Source organism: Candidatus Seribacter sulfatis, assembly GCF_964187635.1.
Classification (GTDB): domain Bacteria; phylum Verrucomicrobiota; class Verrucomicrobiia; order Opitutales; family Seribacteraceae; genus Seribacter; species Seribacter sulfatis.
The window spans coordinates 1-17658 of record NZ_CAXLMO010000021.1 but is presented as its reverse complement, the minus strand read 5'-3'; the positions used below and the strand labels follow the sequence as shown (position 1 = coordinate 17658).

The 17658-nt window shown below is 46.0% G+C and carries 15 protein-coding genes; 14 read left to right on the top strand and 1 reads right to left on the bottom strand.

Annotated elements, in window-relative coordinates; genetic code table 11:
* The 11 genes from ACKPQ5_RS02820 to ACKPQ5_RS02770 all read left to right on the top strand — a co-directional run.
* Positions 1-1758, top strand: a 1758-nt coding sequence (locus ACKPQ5_RS02820) for a fasciclin domain-containing protein (protein WP_407677577.1), incomplete at its 5' end; no start/stop codon positions are given.
* Positions 1759-1775: 17 nt separating this feature from the next.
* Entirely contained in the window at positions 1776-1961 is a 186-nt protein-coding gene (locus ACKPQ5_RS02815; RefSeq protein ID WP_407677576.1) for a hypothetical protein, read from the top strand.
* Between the two features lie 7 nt (positions 1962-1968).
* Complete coding sequence (locus ACKPQ5_RS02810) at positions 1969-2469, top strand: RNA polymerase sigma factor (protein WP_407677575.1); 501 nt, start codon at positions 1969-1971, stop codon at positions 2467-2469.
* Positions 2466-3221, top strand: a complete 756-nt coding sequence (locus ACKPQ5_RS02805) for an anti-sigma factor domain-containing protein (protein WP_407677574.1) — start codon at positions 2466-2468, stop codon at positions 3219-3221. The genes ACKPQ5_RS02810 and ACKPQ5_RS02805 overlap by 4 nt, the downstream gene beginning before the upstream one ends.
* 87 nt (positions 3222-3308) lie before the next feature.
* A complete protein-coding gene (locus ACKPQ5_RS02800) occupies positions 3309-4181 on the top strand; it encodes a hypothetical protein (RefSeq protein ID WP_407677573.1) in 873 nt (290 codons plus the stop codon).
* Positions 4182-4566: 385 nt separating this feature from the next.
* Positions 4567-5457, top strand: coding sequence for an alkaline phosphatase D family protein (locus ACKPQ5_RS02795; RefSeq protein ID WP_407677572.1), 891 nt, complete (start codon positions 4567-4569; stop codon positions 5455-5457).
* A gap of 166 nt (positions 5458-5623) precedes the next feature.
* The gene (locus ACKPQ5_RS02790; protein ID WP_407677571.1) at positions 5624-7006 is read left to right on the top strand and encodes a sulfatase-like hydrolase/transferase; all 1383 of its coding nucleotides are present in this window, start codon (positions 5624-5626) and stop codon (positions 7004-7006) included.
* A 13-nt stretch (positions 7007-7019) separates the two neighbouring features.
* The gene (locus ACKPQ5_RS02785) at positions 7020-8531 is read left to right on the top strand and encodes an arylsulfatase (protein ID WP_407677570.1); all 1512 of its coding nucleotides are present in this window, start codon (positions 7020-7022) and stop codon (positions 8529-8531) included.
* Between the two features lie 120 nt (positions 8532-8651).
* Positions 8652-9731 carry a sialidase family protein gene (locus tag ACKPQ5_RS02780; protein ID WP_407677569.1) on the top strand — a complete coding sequence of 360 codons (1080 nt, stop codon included), beginning with the start codon at positions 8652-8654 and terminating at the stop codon, positions 9729-9731.
* Complete coding sequence (locus ACKPQ5_RS02775; protein WP_407677568.1) at positions 9728-11218, top strand: sulfatase family protein; 1491 nt, start codon at positions 9728-9730, stop codon at positions 11216-11218. The genes ACKPQ5_RS02780 and ACKPQ5_RS02775 overlap by 4 nt, the downstream gene beginning before the upstream one ends.
* Before the next feature lie 16 nt (positions 11219-11234).
* Positions 11235-13169, top strand: a complete 1935-nt coding sequence (locus tag ACKPQ5_RS02770; RefSeq protein ID WP_407677567.1) for an SMP-30/gluconolactonase/LRE family protein — start codon at positions 11235-11237, stop codon at positions 13167-13169.
* A 160-nt stretch (positions 13170-13329) separates the two neighbouring features.
* On the opposite strand, the gene ACKPQ5_RS02765 is transcribed toward ACKPQ5_RS02770, so the two are convergent.
* A complete protein-coding gene (locus tag ACKPQ5_RS02765; protein WP_407677566.1) occupies positions 13330-13749 on the bottom strand; it encodes an NUDIX hydrolase in 420 nt (139 codons plus the stop codon).
* A gap of 361 nt (positions 13750-14110) precedes the next feature.
* Between ACKPQ5_RS02765 and ACKPQ5_RS02760 the strand changes: the two genes are divergently transcribed.
* The 3 genes from ACKPQ5_RS02760 to ACKPQ5_RS02750 all read left to right on the top strand — a co-directional run.
* On the top strand, positions 14111-15538 hold the full coding sequence (locus ACKPQ5_RS02760) for a sulfatase (protein ID WP_407677565.1): 1428 nt from the start codon (positions 14111-14113) through the stop codon (positions 15536-15538).
* Positions 15539-15630: 92 nt separating this feature from the next.
* Positions 15631-16914 (top strand): DUF1552 domain-containing protein, encoded by a 1284-nt coding sequence (locus ACKPQ5_RS02755; protein WP_407677564.1) that lies wholly within the window; start codon positions 15631-15633, stop codon positions 16912-16914.
* Between the two features lie 9 nt (positions 16915-16923).
* Positions 16924-17658 (top strand): DUF1587 domain-containing protein (locus tag ACKPQ5_RS02750; protein ID WP_407677563.1); only part of this gene is annotated, 735 nt, incomplete at its 3' end.

Genomic DNA, 17658 nt, shown 5'->3' with positions numbered 1-17658 from the left:
CCTATATTACAGATTAAATATTCAGTTATCCTTGGACAAACGCTTAAAAACCGAAACCTTCCCATGAAACCTTTCCGCACTCTTCTTTTGGCAACTTCTTCTTTTCTGTGCTTTCTTACTCCTACTTTAGATGCAGCAAACCCTGCGGAAGCCAAAACCATAGGCCGAACTGTGCGTGAAATGCCAGAATTATCAAACTTTCTACAACTTTTGGAAAAAACTGGAATCGGATCTATACTTTCCGAAAATACCAGTGCAAGTTACACTGTTTTTGCCCCCACTGATGCTGCATTCAAAAAGTTACCTAAGGGGACTGTGCAAACATTACTGGATCCTCGCAATGATGACCGATTGGAAGAAGTTTTTGGGTTTCATGTGAAGGAAATATCCGAGGCGCCTATCTTTATTGAGAAATATTCCATTCTCCGGATGACCACTCGTCAGTTTATTTCGGTTAATTATATAAAAGGAACGATTGGAGATGCTCGTTTCACCGGTCAGGTCATCCCATGCTCGAATGGAGTAATATATCTCATCGACAAGGTACTCACCCCTACCACTGATGACCTCTTTCAGCGTCTCCAAAAAGATGGAAGATTTACGATTTTCACCAAGGCAATCACCGCCAGTCGTCAGGGGAAATTATTCCAAAACATGCACAGTTTGTACACTACCTTTGCTCCCACAGACGATGCCTTCAAAAAACTTCCTGCCAAAACCGTCGAATCTTTATTCCTTCCCGAGAACGATGAGCGTCTCGAAGATATCATCAAACACCACATTACCGAACAAGTATTTGCATATGGCAAATCATCGGGTGGTCGCCGCAGTCTTGGCGTTTCCGATGTAACGCCATTCAGTGCCTTTGGCCAACAACTGAACTACAAATTTCACGACAAACATGCCACTGTAGACGGAGCCAAAATAATCGAGACGGATATACCCTGTGCCAACGGAATCATCCATGTCATTGATGATGTAATTTTACCCGCCGAAAAAAGCCTTCTCGAATTGATCAAGAATCAAAAAAGGTTCAGTACTTTGACTCGATTACTCAAGGAGACCGGACTGGATCTTCCTTTGGCGTCATCCAGAACCACCTTTACCATCTTTGCACCGGTCAATGAAGCATGGGAAAAAGAGCCTTACAAATCATTAATTGAAAACCACGGGAAAACCGGAACAGAAGAACTCTACGGTATTTTGTCACGGCATGTAATCGTCGGCAAGCATGTGAGCGAAAACCCTAAGCCTTACAACAAGCTTAGGACTATTCACGGTGCCCCGATTTATCTCACCCAGGATGAGGGTAAATCGAAAATTAGCGGCATTCGAATAATTGAATCGGATGAGGAGGCTTTCAACGGATTAATAAATGCAATTGGTTCAGTCATTAAAGACCCAATGGAGCTACCTGAAAAGGATATTACCACGGTCGACGCCATACTATTTGTGCAAGATTCAATCAAGGAAAGTTCGGCGCTATACGATCAGGGGAAGTATGAAGCCAGCTGGCGTAATTACATACGAAGAGGCAATGAATTTCTTACCAAATACTCAAAATTCACAAGTTCATCTCAAAGCAACAAACTAAGAAATGTGATTCTTGACGACCAACCAGTTGCTCAGCTTGCCCGGGAGGCTTGGACATCCCGTAACGTCTTCCGCGACCTATTGCGTGAACTCGAACAACGGGAAGACCGCATTGTAGATTCTTATCTAATGCAACTTCCCAACAAACAAAGGTTTGGACGCTAATATGGAAATCCTTACCGATGATTTTCGTTGATGCATACAAAAAGAAGAGTCATCTTCCAGTAATCCCTCCTCATGCCGTTACGAAACTTTATCCTTTTTTCAAACATTCGGTCTTTCGAGTTCGCTCTTGGAATTGTCCCGCCTTCGGAAAGCCAAGGGTCGTCAAATTCGCTTCTCTTACCGTTGGTCGCCAAGGGGGATGAAACAGCAATGAGAAAGTGTATTGATTCATATGGCTCACTTGTATGGAGTATCGTTTGCCGGCGAATTAGGGATCGAATGGATGCAGAGGAGGCATGCCAGGAAATCTTCACAGAAGTTTGGCGCATTGCGGCTCGGTTTGATCCCAAGGTATCCAAAGAGTCAACTTTCATAGGTATGATTGCCCGTCGACGCTCGATTGATTGGCAAAGGAAACAAAACCGACTTCCCCCATTGGCAACCTTAGATAGCCTCCCCGAACTTTCAACGACATCAAGTAGTTCACTTCACTCCATCGACCGTTCCGAACTTTGGAATGCTTTGCAAAGTCTACCGGAGAACACATTGAAATTGTTTTCTTTGCACTTTGAAAAAGGACTAACCCATGACGAGATTGCTCAGCAAGCAAAGTTGCCCATTGGCACTGTTAAAACCAAGCTTCGGCGAGGTCTGATAGAAGCCCGAAAATTACTGAATGAACTCAACCTTAACAAAGAATTGGCCCGATGAGTATGGAAAATGCATTGGCTCGATTCGAGGAACTCGACGCAGGAAGAGTCCTGGGTGATCTTAGCCCCAAAGAAACATCAGAATGGTTAATTCTAGCAGAAAGACATCAGGGCTCAAACTCTATAGAACTTGATCTTCTTGCCACTGAATTAGAACTCCAGGAAACCCAACCCTGTGATTTATCCAGTTCACTTTCCAACAAACTTACGGATACGATTCCTGCCTTTAGCAATAAAAACAAACAGCAACCCGCTACCCAAATAATTTCAATCCTGCCATGGTTGGGATGGGCAGTTGCAGCTTGCTTAGTTATTTCTTTAAACATACCCGATACTGATACCTCGCCTCCAGCAATTCAACTCACCTCTACGCAAAAGCTTGAGGCTCTTATCAAGAAAGAACCCAGCAGCCAACGCTTGGCATTTTCTTCTGCAAGTGATCCGTACCAAAATATTAGCGGAGAAGTAATATGGAATGACGGCTTGCAGGAGGGTTATATGTCACTGACCAATCTTCCTGTAAATGATCCGACTCAAAATCAGTACCAACTTTGGATCGTCGATCCTGAACGAGATGAACTGCCCGTCGATGGTGGCGTCTTTGATATTCCCGTAGGAAGTAAAACAGCAGTTATACCGATTCGTAACGCACTCCACGTTTCCAAACCAGCTGCCTTCGTGATCACGCTTGAGCAACCGGGTGGTGTCGTAAATTCCAAGCAGGAAGTCGTAGTCGCTTTAGCTAAATCCTGATTTCCTTAGTCAACCTTGATTAGAAAATCTCGCCTCTTACTTGGAATCGAATAGACGCCTCGGTCAAAATATCTAGGTTAAGATCCTATGCATTGGCTCACCAAGTTTCTTATTTCCCTCATTTTAGGAGGGAACATTAATGCAGATTCATGGGTAAAAACTAAACTAAGCAAAGACCTGAACACTCCGGTAATGACAAACGATATTCCAGCACCTGGTAAAAGGGTGAGGCAAGTCGCAGAGGAGTACCAAGGTACGCAAGTATATCACAGCTTATACCTCCCAACCAATTGGGAAAAGGGAAAGACTTACCCCGTGCTTGTCGAATACACCGGGAACAAATTCCCGGCTTGCGGATCAACCGGAGAGGTCAAGGGTGCAAACCTGGGCTACGGACTAAGTGGAGGGAAAGGATTTATCTGGGTCTCCATGCCCTACATTCAAAAAGGGAAAAAAGAAAACGCTGTGACTTGGTGGGGAGATCGTCAGGCCACCATCGACTACTGCAAATACAACCTACCCCGAATCTGCGATGAATTCGGGGGTGATCGAAACAACCTTTTTATCTGCGGTTTTTCCCGTGGAGCGATTGCCTGCAGTTATATTGGATTAGCAGATAATGAAATCGCGAGTTTTTGGAAGGGAATGATTACCCACGATCATTTTGACGGGCAGAAAAAATGGGGCTACCCGGAAAGTGACCGAAGTTTTGCTCTTTCACGCCTCGACCGCTTAAATGGACGCCCTGCCCTTGTATGCGGAAATTCCAACGATTATATCAAGAGATACCCAAAGCTAGGTGACTTCACTTTTCTACCTGTACCCGTGACTACAATCTTTAAAATCCCCGATGGTCCAGTGATTCACTCGCATACTGACCTTTGGGCACATCGGGACAGTCCTACTCGCAAAACAGCCAGATCATGGCTTATTCAACAAGTAAATTCAAAACATGAATAGATATTTCAACTTCAAATTTTTCTTACTGCTCATTATTTCCTCTGTTGCAAACTCTGCCGAATATTCGAGTCAAGCTTCCAATCCAAATGTCAATAATGAGAAGCCTGAAAAAGGAAACCAAGCCAAACGCATTCATCCCCATGCCCTCAAGCTAATTCTAAATGGAAAAAAGGAGGAAGCCATCTCCTACCTCAAGTCGACTACCGACAAGAAGGTAAACCCGGAACAGACCCAAATGCTCATTGACCTTGCGCTCGACAAACCGAACGCCTGGAAGTTCGATGCCAAGACTTGGCCTTGGAAACGTACCTTGGCCGACACATCGCTAAAGAAAGACTCTCCGTCAAACAAGTTCACCATCGCCTTCGGCGGGGGAGCGGGCTATGTGCCACCACACGAGCGAATGTGGGACACCATCAGGGCAATCGACCCGCGGGCACTTCTCTTGCTTGGAGACAACGTTTACATCGATGACCCCGAAAATCCGGAGATGCAACGCTTTCACTATTACCGCCGCCAAAGTCAGCCCGAATGGGCGAAACTGGCGAGAAAAGTGCCCATCTATGCCATCTGGGACGATCATGATTTCACCACCAACGACGGCTGGGGAGGGCCGGCAATCGAGGAGCCTAGTTGGAAGCGGAATGTATGGGAAATATTTAAGGAAAATTGGGACAATCCCTATTACGGCGGCGGTGAAGAACAGCCTGGATGCTGGTTCGACTTTTGGATCGGAAAGGTTCACTTCGTCCTGCTCGACGGGCGCTACTACCGCGAGTCACCCAAGGGGAAAAATCCATCTATGCTTGGATCCGTTCAAATGAAGTGGCTCAAGAAAACCCTCAAAAAACCGGCGACTTTTACCGTGTTATGCTCTAATGTACCAATAACTCCGAAGGTAAAGCCCGGATCCAAGGACACTTGGGATGGTTATGACAGTGAACGCCAACAAATATTTAAGTTTATTGCCAAGGAAAAGATTTCAGGAGTCGTAATACTTTCCGCCGATCGTCACCGGTCGGACGCCTACAAAATCGACAGCGGTATCGATGGAATGTATCCGCTCTACGAGTGTCAGTCATCAAGATTGACAAACCAGCATGTGCACGGACTTATCAAACATGCCCTATTCGGCTACAACAAGAAACAATCATTCGGCCGAGTTGACTTTGACCTCACCGCTCAAGATCCTACTTTCAGGTATACAATCATAAGCATCGACGGGGAACCGGTTCATTCCCTTGAGCTCAAATTAAGCGAACTGCAGATCAGGTAAAATCAAGGTAGAACCGAATCGATTTCAGTTCCATTTTAAAGACGCCAGAAAACATCGTGCGGCTCGAGTAATCCGAATCAAACTACAATGAAAAAATGACTAATGAATAAAGAAAGGTTTTGCCTCTTCCGACCAACCTACTGCAAAGTTCTTCGAAATTAATATTATGAAACCACCTATTGTACTTCTAATTTGCACAACTTTTCTTGCATGCCTGAATTTTGCTTTTTCCCAGCTTAAGGATGGTCAACCGAACATCATTCTCATCATGGCCGACGATATGGGCTACGAAGCCTTATCCTCTAACGGCAGCGAATCCTGCCAATCGCCCAATCTGGACAAATTGGCCAAGGGAGGCATCCGTTTCACCAACTGTTTTTCCAACCCCATCTGCACGCCCTCCCGAACCAAAATTATGACAGGGCAATATAATGTCCGAAACTATGTGAAGTTTGGGATGCTGGACCGTGGACAGACCACATTCGCTCACCAGCTTAAGCAAGCTGGTTACAAGACAGCTATCGCTGGCAAGTGGCAATTGGGAAATCAACCGGATTCGCCCCAGCATTTCGGCTTCGAAAAATCCTGCCTCTGGCAGCATACACGAGGTGGACGATCCAATGAAAACGGAAAAAGAATCGACCGGCGCTTCGTTAACCCGATGCTTGAATTCAACGGAAAAGAAAAGGATTTCACATCCGGCGAATACGGGCCGCAGGTCTGTACCGATTTCGTTTGTGACTTTATCGACGAAAATAAAAAAAGACCATTCCTTGTCTACTATCCGATGATTCTTACCCATTGTCCTTTTGATCCCACGCCCGACTCCACCGATTGGGATCCGAAGAGACTTGGTTCGACAACCTACAAGGGGGACAAAAATGATCCACAACGTCACTTCATCGACATGGTAAATTTCGCCGATAAAATGGTTGGGCAAATCATCAAGCAGCTCGAAAAATCAGGGGTTCGAGAAAACACCATCCTCATCTTCACAGGAGATAATGGAACCGATAAACCCATCGTAACACCATGGAAAGGCACGGAAGTCGTGGGCGGTAAAGGATCCATGAGTGACACCGGCACCCGCGTTCCCTTAATTGTTAACTGGCCAGCAGGTATTAAGAAACCCGGCCGGGTAACCGATGACCTTGTTGAATTCACGGACATGATGCCTACCCTTTGTGAACTATCCGGGGCAGACCTGCCAAAGAATCACCCCGCCGATGGGGCCAGCATCGTTCCCGTACTTCAAAACAAAAGAGATGTTCGAAAAAAGGATTGGATTTATATTTGGTATCGGAATCAGGTCATGATCCGTAATAAAAAGTATTCACTTCTCGCCAAGCAGGATGGGAGTGGTGCCACACTAACCCGCTACAAAGGTCAGTTTAATGGGAAGGAATTGATCGATCAAAAAATGAATAAAGCTGAACGCACAACCAAAGAAGAGTTTGAAGATATCATGGCTCAAATGTCCAAAACCCGGCTTTCTACCGCGAGTGAAGAGGGACGAATCATGGGACTTAAAAATAAGTCTAATCGGTAGGCTTTCATAACAAATGAAGACTTTTTCTTTCCTTGCCCTCCTCCTTTTCACTTTAAATTTGGGGTGGTCTGAAACGGACCGCACGCGCCCCAACTTTATTCTGATCATGGTAGATGACATGGGCTACTCGGACATCGGTTGTTACGGCGGGGAGGTTAAGACCCCCAATCTCGACCAATTGGCTAAAAACGGTTTGCGGTTTACGCAGTTCTACAACACCGCCAAATGCCACACCACCCGGGCCGAACTTCTCACCGGCAACTACGCGTACTCGATTGGGGATAACAATATGGAGCACGGGGCTACTTTTGGAGAAGTGCTCCGACCGGTTGGTTATCGTACCCTTATATCAGGAAAGTGGCACCAAGTGCCTCTTCCGACAACCCGAGGCTTTGACCGCTACTACGGACTGGCCGATGGATGCAGTAACTTCTTTAACCCCGGCGTCAAAGCACGTCCGGGCGAGGGCCTCCCGGGAAGAAAACGATCATCCCTCCGTCGATGGGCCATTGAGGACAAGGTGATCATGGGCTACACCAGTCCGGACAAAAAGTTCTACCACACCGATGCCTTCACTGATTACGCAATCGACCGTCTCGACGAGTACAAGAACGAAGACAACCCCTTTGTTCTCTACTTACCCTACACGGCACCGCACTACCCTCTTCATGCCTGGCCCAAGGACATCGCCAAGTACCGGGGGAAATACAAAATCGGATGGGATAAAATCCGAGAGCAGCGATTCAAGCGGATGAACGAAATGGGAATCATCGGTCCGAATCATAAGCTCACCCCAAGGGCTTCCAAGGCATGGGACGATCTTTCCGAGGAACAACAGGATGCTGAGGATCTCAAGATGGCGGTCTACGCGGCCATGATCGACCGGGTCGATCAGAACCTCGGACGTCTCTTTGCCAAGGTCAAGGAACTGGGCGAGTGGGACAATACCCTGATCATGTTCCTAACCGATAATGGTGCCTGCTCCGAGCAACCCAACACCACTCCGGATATTCCACCCGGATCGGTAGAGAGCTATCGTACCGTTTCCGTTGGCTGGGCCAATGCCAGCAACACCCCCTACCGTAAATTCAAGTCAACTGATTACGAAGGCGGCATTCGCACACCTTTCATTGCTCATTGGCCGGGTGTAATCAAACCGGGTATGACCAATCAGGTGGGTCACATCATCGACGTTTCCGCCACCTTCCGAGACATCACCGGAGCGAAGTATCCCAAGCAAATCCAAGGTAAGAAAACCAAACCTCCGCCTGGCAAATCTCTCCTCATGATCTTCAAGGGCGAAGAACGGGAACCACACAAAGAAATCTTTTGGCGTTTCAACCGGGCGAATGCTGTTCGTCAGGGTGATTTGAAAGTTGTTCGTGCTGGAAAAGTATGGGAACTTTATAACCTGCGGGCTGATCCTACTGAAGTAAATAACTTGGCAGAACAGATGCCGGAGAAAACGGCTGAACTTTCTAAAATGTGGGAAGACTGGAACGAAGAGTGTAAAAAAAGACCCTAACCCAACCCAACCTCCTTTCGCTCTATGTCCTACAACCTGCTCCTAAGGAAACTATCATGGATCATAGCTTGCTTTATTTTCCTACACCCGTTAATTGCCGAAGAATCTTTTGAATTTCCAATGATTTCGGAGGTTCTCCGGAAGGTCCTTTTTCCTCAGGGGGACGGTGGATCCCAGTACTTTCGAATTCCCGCAATCATAACCGCAAAAAACGGTGACCTGCTCGCAGTAATTGATGCCCGTAGAAATACCACCCGGGATCTTCAGCACACCCGCAACATAGACATTGCCTACAAAAGGAGTACAGACAATGGCAATAACTGGTCGGGAATTGATTTCATTACCAAGTTTCCAGACGGGCAAGTGGGATCTGATGCATCCTTGGTCGTTGATCGTAAAACAGGCAGGATTTTTTGCTTTTACAACTACCTCGATCATGACACGGAGTTCAATAAGTCTAGACCTTCCAGGACAGCAGTTAACTATCGCTACTTTTTACAGACAAGCGACGACCACGGAAAGACCTGGTCGCAACCGAAAGACATTCGAGACGAGGTTTTGTCCGCTCAAATAACCAAGCGGGACTTCGTCTTTATCACCTCTGGACGAGGGGCTCAAACTCCTTCGGGACTGATCGTCCACACGGTAGTTCACGTTGGGAAAGCAGGTTACTTATTTGGCAGTTCCGATCAGGGCAAGACTTGGGGAGCCTTGAAAAAAGCGTCACCATTCTCACCTGCCAACGAATCCAAATTCGTCGAACTGAGTGACGGTACCTGGATGATTAACGCGAGGGTCAACGGTTCGGGATATCGATATGTTCATCGCTCGACCGACCAGGGGAAATCCTGGATAAGCAAAAAGGAAACCAACCTGCCTGACCCGGGTTGTAATGCCGAAATCCTGGTCTATACATCCAAAAAAGACGGGTACGCGAAAGACCGTCTTTTATTCGTCAATTCTCATAGCCAGAAAGGACGGAAGAATCTTGTACTCAGCATCAGTTATGACAATGGAAATACATGGGCCTTTAAAAAATGCATTGAAAAAGGAGCGGCAGGCTATTCAGCCATCACTGCCTGTAAAAATGGAGATATTGGAATTTTCTTTGAGAATGGAACCAAAATGACTTTTGTTCGTGTCTCGCTCAAAGACCTGACAGATGACACTGATAAACTTACCCAGCCTTATAAAATATGATGATCAGATTGCTTACTCTTCCCCTTCTTTTGCTTAATCACTCCAACTTCGCCGGTACCCGGCCAAATATTGTGATCCTCTATGCTGATGATATGGGAGTCGCGGATGTTTCCTACGGCGATCCGGAGGCAAAGATCCAAACACCCCATCTCGACCGATTGGCATCGCAGGGTATGACGTTCACCGATGGGCATAGTTCATCAGGCATTTGCACACCGAGCCGCTTTGCCCTGCTTACCGGGCAGCACCACTGGCGTCGATTTCACGGAATAGTTGGAGCCTTTGGCGGTACCGTCTTTGAACCCGATGATTTTACTATCGCCAAAATGTTCAAAAATAAAGGCTATCGCACCGGATGTTTTGGCAAGTGGCACCTCGGGTGGGACTTTGATGCCATTCGTAAACGGGGAGCCAAGAAAGGAGATCCCCGTGCCCAGTCCTATGATTGGACAAAACGATTTCCGGACGGACCTCTTGATCAGGGCTTTGATTATTACTTTGGGGACGGGACCATCAATTTCCCACCCTACTGCTGGATCGAAGGCGACCGCTTTGTAACTATCCCCACAAAGCCAGTAATTAAATCTAAACCACTTGCTGGGGCAGGAAGCTTCCGACCGGGCCCGATGGCCGAAAGCTGGAACCCCTACGACATCCTGCCCACCATCACCCAAAAGACCGTCGAGTGGATTTCGAAGCAGAAAAAGGATCAACCCTTCTTCGCTTACCTCGCCTTCAATTCGCCCCACTATCCAATCGTCCCAAACAAGCCTTATCACGGGAAATCGAAAGCCGGTTACTACGGGGACTTCGTCATCGAGACCGATGCCATGGTGGGCAAGGTGATGAACGCCTTGAAAAAACACGGCTTTGCCGACAACACCTTGGTCGTCTTCTCCGCCGACAATGGACCCGAGACCCATGCGTTCGAAAGACTGGAGGAATTCAAACAATGGAGCTCGGGCAAGTATCGTGGCGTCAAGCGCGATGTCTACGAGGGAGGACACCGCGTTCCCTTCATTGTCAAATGGCCTAGCAGAATCAAGAAAGGTCTCCAATCAGATGAGGTTGTAAGCCAAGTCGACCTAGCCGCAACCTTTGCGAAGATTATTAATTACCCCCTAGGGGAAAAAGAAGCGATCGACAGTTACAATTTTCTCCCTGTGCTTGAAGGGAAGAAATATTCAAAACCTTTACGAGTTGCCACCGTCCAAAATACTTCGCCCAAGAAATTCGCTCTTCGGCAAGGAGACTGGGTGCTCATTGATGCACCAACCGGGGCCGCCAAAAAGGAAAAGAAGGACTACCTGGACTATTTCGGATTAGAGCCTTATGGAACCGGTCACAAGGGTCTGCTTTTCGACCTGAAAAATGATCCGCGTCAGTCCAAAAATCTCTATTCCCAGTATCCTTCAAAAGTTAAGAAAATGCGGGCGCTTCTTCAAAGCTATCTCGATGGAAAACCTTGTGCACCAAATAAACAATAAATTTCCACCTCAATTCATGAAAACAAAAACAGTCGTTTCCATTCTTCTGTTTATTGCTTTCGCCCCCTCCATTTTTGCTAATCAAACTGAAGTAATTACAATCCAAAAATTTGGGAGCAGACCATGGCTTACCAAACACGACGGCAAGCCATTCTTCGCCCACGGTATTACACATGCAAGAAACTTAAGTTCCAAGCCTGAGATAGACAAGTTTTCCAAAGCTTGTAAGGAAATTGGCTTTAATTCTTACGGTTATGGCTGCCCTGAGAGTCTTCGCAAAGACATGCCCTTTATTGAGAGTTGGAATCACTTGGTACCGATTTCCTATTACCGGGGGAAGAGCTCGGTTCGGTTTATCGATATCTTCGACACCAAAGAGCAAACAAAACTTGAAAATGGAGTTAAGTTTATTTGTCAACGTAGTCGAAATAATCCAAACACGATTGGATATTGCTGGACGGATCTCGGATCATGGCCCCTGGAAAACCCCGCTGGTAAAAATTGGGTCGACTACATTCGCAACCTGCAAGGGCACACTCCTGGGCGAAAGGCATATAGCAAATTTCTCTCTCACTGGGAGGGGAATGATGAAAAGTTACGTGATCTCGCATTTCTTAGACTCATTGCCCGCGAATATTTTCGGGTAGTAGGTCGAGCTCAAAGAAAATTCGCACCTAATCACTTGGTTTTTGGCGAAAGGTTTGCATTTAACACCCTAGTTTCTGAGGTCATGGAAGAAATGCTTCCTTATGTCGACGCAATTGCAATTCAACCCCCCTTTCAATCTAAATTTCCAAAAGAAAAATTCGATGAAATTTACAAGCTTACCGGTAAGCCCATTCTTATTTGCGACTTTGCCATTCGCTTCAAAGACGGAAACAAGGACATTCGCAGTTGGAAACCTGAAAATGATTCAATTGCTGCAGGCAAAGCATATGTCCAATACATCAAGGATGCTTTCGAAACCGATTATATAATCGGTTCTTTTTGGTGTAACCCCATTGACACGCCCAAAGGTTTCTCCAAGCAAGGGGTCAAACAAGGGTTCTTTGGGGAAGGGCTCACCGAACGCCCGGGTCTTCATCAGCAGGTTCGAGAATTAAATCGTTATATCGTAGCAAGGACTCCGAAAACACTCCTAGCCAAAGACGCGAAACTGGAAAAGCTTGCCTCGGGATACGAAACTGTGGAAGGACCGCTCTATGATGGGAAGGGCCATCTTCTCTTCACTGACATTCCAAACCAGCATATTTGGAAACTAAACCTAAAGACCCTTGGGACCACGCTGTTCAGGGACAAGACCGGCGGAGCCAACGGGCTCGCCTTTGACTTGCGGGGACGATTACTGATGTGCAAGCAACGGGAGAAGAGCCTTGCCCGCCTCGAGGAGGACGGGACGGAAACCGTGCTCTTGAAGCCGACGAGGATGGGGAAAAACAAGAAGGTTTACCCTGTGGGAGTCAACGACGTGGTGGTTGATCGCAAAGGGCGGATCTACGTCACGGTGCCGGGCGCGGGATCGATCTACCTTCTCGACTCCGATGGTGGAAATCCACGACCAGTCATCAGCGATCTAAAGGGGCCAAACGGCTTGATGCTCTCACCGTGTGAGACGACACTCTATGTGTCCGAATACAAGGAGCAGAAACTCCATGCCTTTGATGTCGACCCCAAAACCGGAAAACCCTCCAAACAAAGACTTTTCTCCCAAGTCGAACAGCCCAGTGATTATGGATGTGACGGCATGACAGTAGACCATCTCGGCAACCTATATTGTGCAGGTCCTTACGCCGTGCGGATATGGAGTCCGCAAGGCAAACTGCTCGAGACAATTGCAGTCCCGGAAAGCCCGACTAATTGCGCTTTTGCCGGACCTGGGAGCAATGTCCTTTATATCACCGGTCGAAAGAATGTTTTCCGTATCCGCTTAAGGACCATGGGTGTCCGCTAAATTTGTAAAGGTCGTTCAGCACCTTATTAGTTTTAGAAAGCCAAGCCTAAAACAAGAAGGTTTTAATGAGGATTGAAGTACCCGAACCAGACTATACAAATCGGTTCTGGAACTAAACAAGTTAATCAGGACCATGACTCCCGCAAAAGAAAAATGATTTTTAAAATATCCTCTTTCGTAATTCTTGGATTATCTCCAAGTACTCTTGCTTGACCATCTTTTCAGCCCGATCGAAAGTGGTTACGATCCGACTTCGCTCACTCTTTTCAGGAAAATCGTGGAGGATCGTTTTTACCCTCATAGTGTAGATCCTTAGATTCTTAGACTTCTCGAGAGAGTTAAAATCATAATGCTTGCAATTCAAAGACCCTTGTAGACCTGCTTCTTCAAAAGCTTCTCTTTTTGCCTGTAAACGATCAGATCGTTTTTTCGCACGATTTCCTTTCGGTAGTATCCATGATTCTCCCTTACGACTAGTCACCAATACAACCTTCCCTGATCTAGTGTAGGCAAAAACCCCCACCTGGTAATCATCCCGAACGGTTGCCAACCATTTATCATTTTTTTGTATTTTTAGCATAATTATTTTTTGTTTTTGAGGAGTCCCACCACGAGATCCTCAATAATTTGCTGAACGCTTGTATCCTTCTTCACCGCATAAATCTTCAGCTTTTTTAAGACTGACTCCTCAAGACGCAAAGACGTGTTTTTACGCTTTGACTTCTTATTGTGAGATTTAGACGACATAATGACATAATCATATAATGACGTCAAAATGTCAAGATGTTAAAGTATCACAATTTTCATTAGTCCCTAATTAATAATATGTTTTGAACTCATCATGAGAGTTTTAATTGCTCTAATTTATGTTAAAAATAGATTAAACAGCATAGAACAACTGTGCCGTTGTAAGAATTTAAATATTAAGACATATAAACTATATGAAGCTCAATCGATTCCTCATCGCCTTATTTCTTCCCTTTTTTATTTTAAAACCTGTTTCTTATGGAAAGGATCGGGTTTCCCAAATGCCCAACCTCATCATTCTTCTGGCTGATGACCTCGGATATGGAGAGTTGGGATGCCAAGGGAATCAGGAGATACCCACACCCAACATCGACGACATTGCAAAAAAGGGTGTAAGGTTTAGCCAGGGCTATGTCACCGCCCCCAACTGCAGCCCTTCCCGGGCTGGCCTTCTCACTGGAAAGTATGGAACCCGCTTCGGGCATGAATTCAATCCCACCGGTGCCAAAAATGAGGAACCGGGCTTCGGCCTCCCTCTGTCTCAACAAACCATTGCCGACTCACTCCAAATGGCAGGCTATGTAAACGGTTTAATTGGAAAGTGGCATCTTGGAGGAACCGCTCCCTATCATCCATTTCGTCGCGGATTTGATGAGTTTTTTGGGTTTACTCACGAAGGACATTACTTCGTTCCCGAACCATGGAAGGGAACGACCACCTGGTTAAGAAGGAAAGTCCTCCCAGGAGGTGGACAAGGAATCAGAACTTTCGGCAAGGTGATCTACTCGACTCACTTGGGCAACGAACCTGATTACGATGCCAACAATCCGATCGTACGGGGAAGTCAACCGGTACTGGAGGAGGAATACTTCACGGATGCCATTACCCGCGAATCCGTTGACTTCATTGACCGGCATGCGAACAAACCCTTTTTCTTATTCGTATCCTACAACGCTGTGCATAGTCCACTCCAGGCTGCCGATAAGTACATGAAAAAATTCAAACACATTGAGGATATACAAAGACGAATCTTTGCAGCTATGCTGGCCAACCTGGACGACAGTGTGGGTGATATTATGAAAAAAATAGAAAAAGAAGATTTAGAAAACGACACACTTGTATTTTTCCTGAGCGACAATGGTGGACCGACCAAGGAACTAACCAGTAGCAACCTCCCTTTACGGGGCGGAAAGGGACAAATGTATGAAGGCGGCATTCGTGTACCCTTCCTCTTTCAGTGGCCCGGCAAGGTGCCTGCTGGAAAAACCTATGATCGGCCCGTACTGAGTACGGATATTTTTGCCACCATTCATGCAGCTGCAGGGGTATCTAAACCCAAAGGTGAATATATTGAATCTTATGACCTTCTTCCCTACCTCACAGGAAAGCACAAGGAAGATCCGCACGAGTGGCTGTATTGGAGACAGAGTCATAAGGCGGCCTTTCGCGTGGGCGACATGAAAATCCTCAGGCAATCACCCAAAAAATGGGAACTTTATGATTTAGCCAAGGATCCCTCTGAAACCAAAGACTTATCTAAGGAAATGCCTGAACGGCTTGATTTATTGTATGCCGGTTGGGAAAAGATCAATGGAAACATGGTAGAACCCCTATTTAAGTAATACTTTCGAAGGCTTTCCAGTACTTCTTTTCTTTAGTTAAATGCTAATGTAGCCTTGGTTTTTAAGTGATTCTTGCATAGTATTTTATGCAGATGCTTATTAAAAGACACATTGCCCGTAGGAGATTTCTGCAAGGATTGGGTGGATCTATGATTGCCCTCCCCCTTCTCGAGGCAAATGCAGAATCCGCCTCTCTTGTCTCACCAAAACGAATAGCGGCAACCGGAATTTTTTACGGCTTTGTCCCCGAAAACTTCCATCCAATCGAGACTGGTAAGCAATTTCAATCGCCCATACTCCTGAAGCCACTTGAATCGTTGCGGGGTGATTATACAGTATTCTCCGGCTTGGATCACAACCTCAGCGGTGGTCACAATGCAACCAAGTTTTTCCTCTCGGGCATTCCAACCAACCATTCGAAAGGATATGCCGAAGCCAATATTTCCCTGGATCAAAAAGCAGCCGACTTTACTGGAGAGAAAACAAGGTACCCTTCTCTTACACTAGATGCCGACCGCGGGAATGAACATACCCTTTCATGGACGAGTAATGGAAACAATATCCAACCTATCCGTAGTTTGGAAAAACTTTATCAAATGCTTTTTCGAAAAGAGAACAGCTCAACACGTAATCAAACAGAAAGAGCTTTAATTGATAAACGCTCCATCCTTGATCTCGCGAAAACCCAGGCAGATCGTTTTAAAAAAAGCTTAGGTTATGCAGACACCGAAAAACTGGACCAATATTTCACCTCCGTTCGCGAATTCGAAAAACGCATTGAACAATCCACCCTCTGGCTCGATAAGGAAAAACCAAATACGGATTATGTCCTGCCTCAGGGTGTGGATTCACTAACCCTCAAGGATCGAACCCCCCTTTTTTACGATCTGATGGCTCTTGCCCTTCAAACCGATTCGACCCGGGTTATCAGTCTGGCATTTACCAATTTAGGAAAAGAAAACGGTGGATTATCCGGAGTTTCACAGGGATACCATACTCTTTCTCATCATGGACAGGTTCAGGATGCCATTGATGAACTTTCCATTATTGAAACTTTTCATGTCGATCAATTTGCGCGATTTCTCAAAAAACTTAAGGATGTAAAAGAACCTAACGGTGCAAGTTTACTGGACAGCACGATGTCTCTTCTTGGAAGTGGAATGAGCAACGCAAATTCCCATAGTAATCGAGACCTCCCCATTCTGCTTTCCGGTGGTGGTTTCAAGCACGGTGGACACATGCATTTTGCACGGGCCGGTAAACAATCCACCCCTCTTTGCAATCTATATCTTTCAATGTTACAGAATTTTGGTATGGATGTGGATCATTTCAATACCTCATCCGGAACCCTTACCGGCCTCGAAAAAATTACCTGACTTCTGCAAATGGAAAAGATTTTGCATTCATCCATTTTTGGATTCGCTGTACTTTTTCTAGTGGGAATAAACCATGCCTTTTCAAGAGTCGTAGAATTCGATCAGAAAGTTTTTCAATTTACCCAAAATTATTGCATAAAGTGCCATGGTTCTGAGGAAGAAAAAGGAGATCGTACTTTTCACCAGCTTTCGAAGGAATTATCGGGTAAACAGATGATCGATTTAGGGGACGAAGATAAAGTCAACCTACTTCACGACATCCTCGACCAGCTCAACCTGGGTGAAATGCCTCCCAAGAAAAAGGAAGTCAAGCAACCCAAAACAGAAGAAATCAAACAGACCATTGCCTGGCTCACCAAAACCCTTGTTGAATGGGAAAAGGAAAAAGGCCCCAACCAAACCGTTTTACGTAGACTCAATCGCAGAGAGTACCGGAATACGATGCGCGATCTGCTGGGTTTACATGACTTACCTTTTGATTTCACAGAGGATTTCCCAACCGATGAAAATGATCATGGATTTACCAATGTTGGAGATGCTCTCAATCTTTCTGATCAACATTTAAATGCTTATCTTGAATCTGCGGATCGATATCTTCGCATGGCGTTCCGTTTTGACGAAATCACGCCTTTCAAAAGTGAAGCCATTAAGCCTAAAGATTGGGGCTATCCCAGCAGACAGGAAAAGACTCCCTGGATGTACCGGATTTATAAGCCCAATCAATACCTTGATTTTGCAGCAGGG

Bases quoted from the DNA above. Each gene is read 5' to 3' on its own strand.
- ACKPQ5_RS02785 (WP_407677570.1), top strand. From the start codon at position 7,020: ATGAAGACTTTTTCTTTCCTTGCCCTCCTCCTTTTCACTTTAAATTTG.
- ACKPQ5_RS02780 (WP_407677569.1), top strand. From the start codon at position 8,652: ATGATTTCGGAGGTTCTCCGGAAGGTCCTTTTTCCTCAGGGGGACGGT.
- ACKPQ5_RS02805 (WP_407677574.1), top strand. From the start codon at position 2,466: ATGAGTATGGAAAATGCATTGGCTCGATTCGAGGAACTCGACGCAGGA.
- ACKPQ5_RS02790 (WP_407677571.1), top strand. From the start codon at position 5,624: ATGAAACCACCTATTGTACTTCTAATTTGCACAACTTTTCTTGCATGC.
- ACKPQ5_RS02800 (WP_407677573.1), top strand. From the start codon at position 3,309: ATGCATTGGCTCACCAAGTTTCTTATTTCCCTCATTTTAGGAGGGAAC.
- ACKPQ5_RS02765 (WP_407677566.1), bottom strand. From the start codon at position 13,749: ATGCTAAAAATACAAAAAAATGATAAATGGTTGGCAACCGTTCGGGAT.
- ACKPQ5_RS02810 (WP_407677575.1), top strand. From the start codon at position 1,969: ATGAGAAAGTGTATTGATTCATATGGCTCACTTGTATGGAGTATCGTT.
- ACKPQ5_RS02815 (WP_407677576.1), top strand. From the start codon at position 1,776: ATGATTTTCGTTGATGCATACAAAAAGAAGAGTCATCTTCCAGTAATC.
- ACKPQ5_RS02760 (WP_407677565.1), top strand. From the start codon at position 14,111: ATGAAGCTCAATCGATTCCTCATCGCCTTATTTCTTCCCTTTTTTATT.
- ACKPQ5_RS02775 (WP_407677568.1), top strand. From the start codon at position 9,728: ATGATGATCAGATTGCTTACTCTTCCCCTTCTTTTGCTTAATCACTCC.
- ACKPQ5_RS02770 (WP_407677567.1), top strand. From the start codon at position 11,235: ATGAAAACAAAAACAGTCGTTTCCATTCTTCTGTTTATTGCTTTCGCC.
- ACKPQ5_RS02755 (WP_407677564.1), top strand. From the start codon at position 15,631: ATGCTTATTAAAAGACACATTGCCCGTAGGAGATTTCTGCAAGGATTG.